The organism is Paenilisteria portnoyi (assembly GCF_014322795.1).
GTDB lineage: Bacteria > Bacillota > Bacilli > Lactobacillales > Listeriaceae > Listeria_A > Listeria_A portnoyi.
Genome location: NZ_JAASTT010000004.1, coordinates 163,334 through 171,959 on the forward strand (window position 1 = coordinate 163,334; position 8,626 = coordinate 171,959).

The following is an 8,626-nucleotide window of genomic DNA, read 5'->3' on the forward strand; positions in this document are numbered from 1 at the left end:
AAGGCAATCACGCCCTCCAATTTTCACAAAATTTCTATATAACCTTCCGTTCCATGAACACGAATCCGCTGGCCATCTTGAATCAATTTCGTAGCGCCTTCCACACCGACAATTGCAGGCAAGCCATACTCACGCGCAATCACCGCACCATGCGTCATGACCCCACCAACTTCCGTCACCAAGCCTTTAATCGATACAAAAAGCGGCGTCCAACTCGGATCCGTGAAAGCCGTCACCAAAATATCGCCAGCCTCCAAATCCGCATCCGCCATATCCAAAATAACCCGCGCGCGCCCCTCAACCGTTCCCGCTGAAACAGGCAAGCCAACAATCGCCTCATCCGGAATATTCTCACGCGTATAACTACCCGAAATAATCTCCCCATCCGACGTAATAATCCGCGGCGGCGTCAATTTTTCATACAACTCATACGCATCCTTCCGCTCCTCAATAACCCGATAATCCACTTTCCCCGTCACAACCACATCACGAAACTCCTCAAAATGAAGATAAAACGCATCCTCTTTTTCCCGAAGAACGCCCAATTCCACTAACTTCTGTGCCTCGCGCAATAATCCCTGCTTATATATGAAGTAACGATTAATCATCGCATATTTCGGATACTCGCGATAGCCAATAAAATTCCGAGTCAGCCCAATCACACGCTCCGTTTCATCCGCCTTCCGATCACCATCCGCCAAAGACCGCAACTGCTCTAAAACGTCCTGCTCTTTCGCCAAAGCCTCGCGTCTCCCTTGCTCAAATTTCTCCGCACTCGCACCAGCCTCGAAATTTTTAATATTACTCAAAATCATCGGAATCAGAATCGTCGGTTTTTCCATCCAGCGCGCTTTCGTCACATCAATCTCCCCCGCACAACGCATCCCATACTTACGAAGATAATCCTGAATCGCTGCCACAGCCTCTTTCCCGCCATCAAAACGACCCAACTCAGACAAAAAATCCTCCTCCGTCACATCTCGCAAATACGCAATAATCTCCGGATAAGGCCGAATCAAATCCGCAACATCCAACAATTCCAATCCCATTTCCGAAGTAATATTGTTCGGCACCGACTGAGAAATCAGATCCGCAACATTCTTCTCACCTAGCCACGCTTCCATTTTTTCATTCAGCCAAACCGAAGCCTCCATTGCCGTCATGAAAACAGCACTACTCCGCGGATCCATCAAATACTTTTTCAAAACCTGAAAATCCGCCACAATAAAATCAAAGACATCCAATCCAGATTTCTTCTCCATCTCACGCGCAGCTTCCGCAATCGAAGCCTGACTATCTCGTATCAACGCCGCAGGAATCTCCGGATCATTCTCCATCCGCGCCTCAAAAATATCAGAAGACGTAGCATCCACACTCGGCGCACGCTCATCGCCCGGCACAGTCTTAATAAAATCACGCGCTATAATCGTCTCAAACGCATCTTTCATCAAAGGATCCGACTGGCCCAAATTATTCACTAAATTATCGCGCCCAGCCGAAGTCGCCAACATCCCCGAAATATCAACAAACAACCTCCCGCCAGCAACACGCATCGGCGCCGGCGTCGTCATCAAATAAAAATCCGAACCAAGCGGCTTCATCGCATCCGTCATCATTTGCTGATGCCCAACCGACACGTACACATGATTCCCTTGATCCCCCGCCTCTGGAATCGGATACAGCGTCGTAATCGCACGACTTTGCACAATATAAAACGCCCCATCCACTAAACACCACTCAATATCCTGCGGTCGTCCAAAATAAGCCTCAACCAGCCGTCCAATCCGCGCCAGCTCCAAGATTTGCGCCTCCGTCAACGTCTGCATCCGTTGCTGCGCCACATCAATTCCCCGCGTTTCTGTCCCGCCAGCTTCCAGCCCATAAATCGCCAGTTTCTTCGTCGCGATCACCTTCTCAACAACTTCACCATCTCGCACCCGATAAGAATCCGCCGACACCAAGCCAGAAACCAGCGCCTCACCCAATCCAAAACTCGCATCAATAGAAAGCACTTTTCGGTTAGCAGTAATCGGATCCGCTGTAAACAAAATCCCCGATGCCTCAGGAAAAACCATTCTTTGAACGACCACCGACAAATAAACATGGCGATGATCAAACCCATTTTGCATCCGATAAATCACCGCACGCTCCGTAAATAAAGACGCCCAACACCTACTAATATGTCGCAAAATCGCGTCCACACCAACAACATTCAAATACGTATCCTGCTGCCCCGCAAAAGAAGCAGAAGGCAAATCCTCCGCCGTCGCACTAGAACGAACCGCATAAGCATGTTCCGCGCCCAATTTAGAAATGTAATCCGTCACAGCCTGCACCAAATCACGAGGAATCTCTAACCCCATAATCAACTCCCGAATCTGCTCACTGATCTCACTAACCTGATCCCGGTCCTCCACACCTAAAAAATCCAGCCGCTTAAGCAAAGCCTGATACCCATCATTCTGCTCGATAACCCGTTGATATCCCACTGTCGTCACACAAAAACCTTCCGGCACACGCACTCCATCCATTTTTTCTAACTTGCTCAGATTCAACCCTTTTCCACCAACTAAAAAAAGCTGCGACTCCTCTATCTCCTGAAAACCGAGAACCAAATCACCCATCGTACATCTCTCCTCGCCATTACTATACGCTTCATTCTAGCAGTAATTTTTAGGAATAAACAGTCTATATTATTACTTTTTTTCATGCTATAATTAAATTAAGGAGAGATCACAAAACACTTTTCGGGTCTGGAATCAGCCCAACTACAGGATGCGGTACATACAATTCTTCCAAATAACGCATCTCAGCAAGCGTCAACTCTACATCAAGCGCTGCAACTGCACTCTCCAAATGACTCTCTTTCTGCGCCCCAATAATCGGTGACACCACTTGATCCTTATTCAACAACCAAGCAAGCGCAATCTTATCCCGCGTCACACCATGGTTCACCGCAACCTCCGCCAACCGCTCCACAATCAAACGATCCGCCTCCATCATGCCATCATATTTCGAATGTTGCACCTGATCCGTCTCCGAACGAAGACTCGTTTCCGACCAATCACGCGTCAAACGACCAGAAGCAAGCGGACTATACGGCGTCAGCGCAATTTTCTCATCCCGACAAAACGGCACCATCTCACGCTCCTCCTCCCGATAAATCATATTATAATGATTCTGCATCGAAACGAATTTCGTCCAACCGTTGCGCTCCGCCACACGCTGCGCCTTCTGGAATTGCCACGCATACATCGCACTCGCCCCAATATACCGCACCTTCCCAGACTTCACCACATCATGTAGCGCCTCCATCGTCTCCTCAATTGGCGTATCATAATCCCAACGATGAATAATATACAAATCCACATAATCCATCCCCAACCGCTCCAAACTATGATCAATCTCCGTCAAAATCGCCTTACGCGAAAGCCCACCACTATTAGGCTGCCCAGGACGCATATCCCCGTGAACCTTCGTTGCCAGCACAATATCATCCCGCTTCGCATAATCCTTCAAAGCCTTTCCAAGAACCCGTTCACTCTCGCCCAAAGAATAAATATTCGCCGTATCAAAAAAATTAATCCCCAAATCAAGCGCTTTCTTAATTACAGGACGACTACCCTCATCATTCAAAACCCACTTATGCACCCATTTTTCTGGATCCCCAAATCCCATCGCACCTAAACAAATCCGCGAAACATCCATACCCGTATTACCAAATTTCATATATTCCATATCCTCGTCCTCCTTCAAATTCATACAATCTCAGTATAAACCTTAAACCCCACTCCAACACAAGCAATAACCCTAAAATAAAAAAGTGATAGCAATCCAGTTTCAGATTCCCATCACTTTTCAACTATCTAATTACTCCGATTTAGCAGGCTTCGCTTTAGGTTTCGCCTTCGCTTTTGCCTTCGTAGCCGTTGTCGTCGTTTTCTTCTTAGCTACAGGAGCTTTCTTCTTCGCCTTCACCGTAACCGTCAACTCGCCAGCTTTAGTCCCAATAACGACCGTATCGCCAACCTTAACCGTTCCACGCAGCAACTCTTCCGACAAACGATCCTCCACATTTTTCTGGATTGCCCGTTTCAACGGACGCGCACCATACTCCGGATCATAACCGTCCTTCGCAATTTTAGCCTTCGCACTCTCCGTCAAAGTCACATGGATATTACGTTCGCCAAGACGCTTCGTCAACTGTTCCGTAAGCAACGTCACGATTTCTTTCAATTCCTTCTCATTTAGCGAATGGAAAACAATCGATTCATCAATCCGGTTAATAAACTCAGGACGGAACGCCTTTTTCAACTCTTGAAGCATCCGGTGTTGCATCGCCTTATGATCCTTCGTCATATCAGAAACGTTGAAGCCAACCGATTTATCATCCTTCAACTCTTGCGCACCGATATTCGACGTCATAATAATAACCGTATTTCGGAAATCAACAACCCGACCTTTAGAATCCGTCAAACGCCCGTCATCTAGCACTTGCAACAACATATTAAACACATCAGGATGCGCTTTTTCAATCTCATCTAAAAGTAGAACCGAGTAAGGTTTTTGGCGAATTTTCTCCGTCAACTGGCCGCCCTCTTCATAACCAACATAGCCTGGTGGAGCCCCAACAAGACGCGCCGTCGAGAATTTCTCCATATACTCCGACATATCAATCCGGATCATCGCTTCCTCGTCACCAAACATCGATTCGGCAACCGCACGCGCCAATTCCGTTTTACCAACACCAGTAGGTCCCAAGAAGATAAACGAACCAATCGGGCGCTTCGGATCCTTAAGCCCCGCACGCGCACGTCTCACAGCCAGAGAAACCGCCTTAACAGCTTCCTCTTGTCCAATCACACGCTTATGAAGAAGCGACTCCATATTCAGCAATTTATCCGTCTCGGTCTCACCCAGTTTCGTAACCGGAATCCCCGTCCAACTCGCCACAACCTCAGCAACAATCTCTTCCGTCACTTCACTATTATCCTGACCTTGTTTCGCATGCCAGTCCTTCTTCTTCTCCGTCAACTCACGTCTTAATCGCTGTTCCTTATCACGCAATGAAGCCGCCTTCTCAAACTCTTGACCTTGAACCGCCGCATCCTTCTCTTTTTTCAATTCCGCCAAATTCGATTCCATTTCCTTCACATTCGCAGGCGTCGTATAAGCCTTCAAACGTACCTTCGAACCCGCCTCATCAATCACGTCAATCGCTTTATCAGGCAAGAATCGATCCGAAATATACCGATCCGACAATCTAACTGCAGCCTCAACCGCAGCATCCGTAATCGCAACCCGGTGATGCGCCTCATAACGATCCCGAAGTCCCCGCAAAATTTGAATCGACTCATCCACAGTTGGCTCCTCCACACGAATCGGTTGGAAACGTCTTTCAAGCGCAGCATCCTTTTCAATATACTTCCGATACTCATCAAGCGTTGTCGCACCAATACATTGCAACTCACCACGAGCAAGCGACGGTTTCAAAATGTTCGATGCATCAATCGCACCTTCCGCGCCACCCGCACCAATCAACGTATGCAATTCATCAATAAACAAAATAACATTTCCAGCTTGGCGAATCTCATCCATTACTTTTTTCAACCGATCCTCAAATTCACCACGGTATTTCGTTCCAGCGACAACCGTCCCCATATCAAGCGTCATCACACGTTTTCCACGCAACGTTTCCGGCACCTCATTATGCACAATTTGTTGCGCCAAACCTTCCGCAATCGCCGTTTTACCAACACCAGGCTCCCCAATCAAAACTGGGTTATTCTTCGTCCGGCGACTAAGCACCTCAATCACACGTTGAATCTCCTTCGAACGCCCAATCACAGGATCCAAATTCTCTTCCCGCGCAATCACTGTCAAGTCCCGCGCCAAGCTATCCAAAGTCGGCGTCGCTTGCGTATTCGTCGAACGACCAGAAGCCGCACCGTCCCCGCCACCAAGCAATTGCAAGACCTGCTGACGCGCCTTATTCAAGCTCACACCAAGATTTCCAAGCACACGAGCCGCAATTCCCTCACCTTCACGAATCAGGCCAAGCAAGATATGCTCCGTCCCAACATACGTATGGCCAAGCTTACGCGCCTCATCCATCGATAACTCAATTACTTTTTTCGCACGCGGCGTATATTGAATCGTTTGAACAGCAGTTTCGCCCTCACCGATCAAAGTCTCTACTTCCTTTTGCACCTTGTCCGAACTAATTCCAAGCTCATATAACGCCTTCGCAGCGATACCCTCACCCTCACGAACCAATCCCAACAAAATATGTTCCGTTCCCAAATTGCTATGCTTCAATCTCATAGCCTCTTCCTGTGACAAAGCCAATACCTTCTGCGCTCTTTGCGTAAATCTTCCAAACATCATGGTAGTTTCCTCCTCCAATTTTCGTAGCTAGTATGTATCCAAAATTTCTCGGATAGCCGCAGCCCGAATCACTTTTTCTTCCAATTCATTCATATCCCGCTGCGCAAACTTTCGCAAAAAAGCTGGTTGCGAAAATAATATCAGTTCATTGACCTTTTGACTAGGTATATGCTCAACATATCCCATCTGCACACCCAGCCGCAAATCAGAAATAGCGTCCGCAGCCTCTTTCTGCGCCAATATCCGACTATGTTTCAACATCCCATATGCTCTGAAAATTCTGTCCTCCATCACAATATGAAATTTTTGTTTCAATTTGGTTCGGCAAACCCGCTCCTGCATAATTACCTGCTCCATCACATCCGACAAATCCTGTACAATCTCAAGCTCCGTCTTCCCTAATGTCACCTGATTTGAGATTTGAAAAATATTGCTCGCAGGCCGACTTCCCTCCCCATACATTCCTCTTACCACAAAACCGTACCTTCTAATCGCTTCTATCGTTTTTTGTAACTGCTTTGTTGCAACCAATCCCGGCAAATGCACCATCACAGAAGCCCTGAGACCCGTCCCAACATTCGTCACACACGTCGTCAAATACCCCAACCGCTTATCAAAAGCATAAGGCATCTTCCTCTCAAACGCATCATCCAATTTGAAAGCCTCATCCAACACCTGCTCCAACTGCAAGCCCGGCGCCAAACACTGAATCCGAATATGATCCTCCTCATTAAACATCACACTCGCCTTTTCATCCCCACTAATCATCACCGCACCAAACTCATGCCGGCGCATCATCTCAGGACTAATCAAGTGACGTTCCACCAACATCCCGCGCTGCAACAACGACAAGTCCCCCATCTCAAGAAGCGGAAACTCCTCATCACCAAACACCTCACGAACCCGCTCCAGCAACTCCAATCCCGCACCAGAAAAGTTCCAGTCCTTAAAGTTCCGAGCCAACCTCACCCGCGAACTAATCACAACATCACTCTCCGGCCCATCCTTCATCAACCAAGAACTAAGCACCGGTTCAAACAAATTCTCATTCCTCATCCAAACCAGCCCCATCCTCTTTCAAAGCCTTAATCTGATCCCGAACAACCGCCGCCTCCTCAAAAGCCTCCTCAGCCACCAAAAGCACAATCCGGTCCTGCAATACCCGCAACTGCTCCTCCACCGCCAAAACTTCCTTCTCAGCCAGCGGAACCTTTCCGACGTGTCCCTTATTCCCATTCTGAGCCCGCTCCACCATCTGCATCACATTTTCCGCAAACTTATCATAACAATGCTCACAGCCCAATTTAGACGAATCCATCACCGCCTGCAAAGACATCCCACAATACTCACATTCCAGCATCTCCACATCTTTTTCCGGCGACCGCTGCAACAAACTCAGAAAATCCACACTATTCTCAGCAACCTGCTCCTCCATATAAGCCATGCTCTGCCCCTCCGCACACCCCTTACACAAAAATACCGAGAAAGTCTGGTCATTAAACTCATGCCTAATTTCAATATTCGCCTCATTTTCACCGCAACTCTGACAAATCATAAAACGCCTCCTACTCGTATTTCAACGCCTCAAGCATAGCCTCAAGCATCCGACTTCGAATAATATCACGCTCAGGTAAAGGCAACGCAATCACATTCCGATCCATCGCAGCCAGCATCAAACGCGCCTCCCGTTTCGAAACAACCTCTTCCTCAAGCAACCTAAGCAAAACATCCTCCGCAAAATTCTGCGACACCTTCTTCTCATGCACCATCACAATAATGGCATCCAACAACTGCAATTTATCATTCATCTTAACCTTAATAATCCTAATATAGCCGCCACCGCCACGCTTACTCTCAACTAAATATCCACGTTCCATCGTAAAGCGCGTATTAATCACATAATTAATCTGGGACGGCACACACTGAAACTGATCCGCCATCTCGCTTCGCTTAATCTCAACAGCCTCACTAGCTTCCAAAACCTGCTTCAAATAAGCCTCAATAATATCCGATATATTCTTCATAAGGATGCACTCCTTTCACTCTACTGACTTTGACTATTTTTGACTTTAATTATACTAAAAAAAAGAGCCTAATTGCAAAGAATTAGCACTCAAAAAAATAAAACACCAAACATTATCTCGTTTAGTGTTTAAAATATGTACATTGCCCGGCGACGACCTACTCTCACAGGGGGAAGCCCCCTACTACCATCGGCGCTGAAAAGCTTAACTTCCGT

Annotated in this window: 6 protein-coding genes and 1 rRNA gene; all 7 read right to left on the reverse strand. The window is 47.4% G+C overall.

Annotation, left to right across the window (positions count from 1 at the left end):
• Positions 1-23 precede the first annotated feature (23 nt).
• Complete coding sequence (gene ppsA, locus HCJ66_RS04795; protein ID WP_187132102.1) at positions 24-2,624, reverse strand: phosphoenolpyruvate synthase; 2,601 nt, start codon at positions 2,622-2,624, stop codon at positions 24-26.
• Between the two features lie 109 nt (positions 2,625-2,733).
• A complete protein-coding gene (locus HCJ66_RS04800; protein ID WP_187132103.1) occupies positions 2,734-3,738 on the reverse strand; it encodes an aldo/keto reductase in 1,005 nt (334 codons plus the stop codon).
• Positions 3,739-3,870: 132 nt separating this feature from the next.
• Positions 3,871-6,387: an ATP-dependent Clp protease ATP-binding subunit gene (locus HCJ66_RS04805; RefSeq protein ID WP_187132104.1), complete on the reverse strand. Its 2,517-nt coding sequence runs from the start codon at positions 6,385-6,387 to the stop codon at positions 3,871-3,873.
• Between the two features lie 27 nt (positions 6,388-6,414).
• A complete protein-coding gene (locus tag HCJ66_RS04810; protein WP_036060191.1) occupies positions 6,415-7,443 on the reverse strand; it encodes a protein arginine kinase in 1,029 nt (342 codons plus the stop codon).
• The gene (locus HCJ66_RS04815; protein WP_187132105.1) at positions 7,433-7,942 is read right to left on the reverse strand and encodes a UvrB/UvrC motif-containing protein; all 510 of its coding nucleotides are present in this window, start codon (positions 7,940-7,942) and stop codon (positions 7,433-7,435) included. The genes HCJ66_RS04810 and HCJ66_RS04815 overlap by 11 nt, the downstream gene beginning before the upstream one ends.
• A gap of 10 nt (positions 7,943-7,952) precedes the next feature.
• Positions 7,953-8,411, reverse strand: coding sequence for a CtsR family transcriptional regulator (locus HCJ66_RS04820; RefSeq protein ID WP_036094421.1), 459 nt, complete (start codon positions 8,409-8,411; stop codon positions 7,953-7,955).
• Between the two features lie 144 nt (positions 8,412-8,555).
• A 5S ribosomal RNA gene (gene rrf, locus HCJ66_RS16465) occupies positions 8,556-8,626 on the reverse strand; the annotation flags it as partial.

Coding starts and splice junctions, on each gene's coding strand:
- HCJ66_RS04820 (WP_036094421.1), bottom strand. CDS start 8,411: ATGAAGAATATATCGGATATTATTGAGGCTTATTTGAAGCAGGTTTTG.
- HCJ66_RS04815 (WP_187132105.1), bottom strand. CDS start 7,942: ATGATTTGTCAGAGTTGCGGTGAAAATGAGGCGAATATTGAAATTAGG.
- ppsA (WP_187132102.1), bottom strand. CDS start 2,624: ATGGGTGATTTGGTTCTCGGTTTTCAGGAGATAGAGGAGTCGCAGCTT.
- HCJ66_RS04805 (WP_187132104.1), bottom strand. CDS start 6,387: ATGATGTTTGGAAGATTTACGCAAAGAGCGCAGAAGGTATTGGCTTTG.
- HCJ66_RS04800 (WP_187132103.1), bottom strand. CDS start 3,738: ATGGAATATATGAAATTTGGTAATACGGGTATGGATGTTTCGCGGATT.
- HCJ66_RS04810 (WP_036060191.1), bottom strand. CDS start 7,443: ATGAGGAATGAGAATTTGTTTGAACCGGTGCTTAGTTCTTGGTTGATG.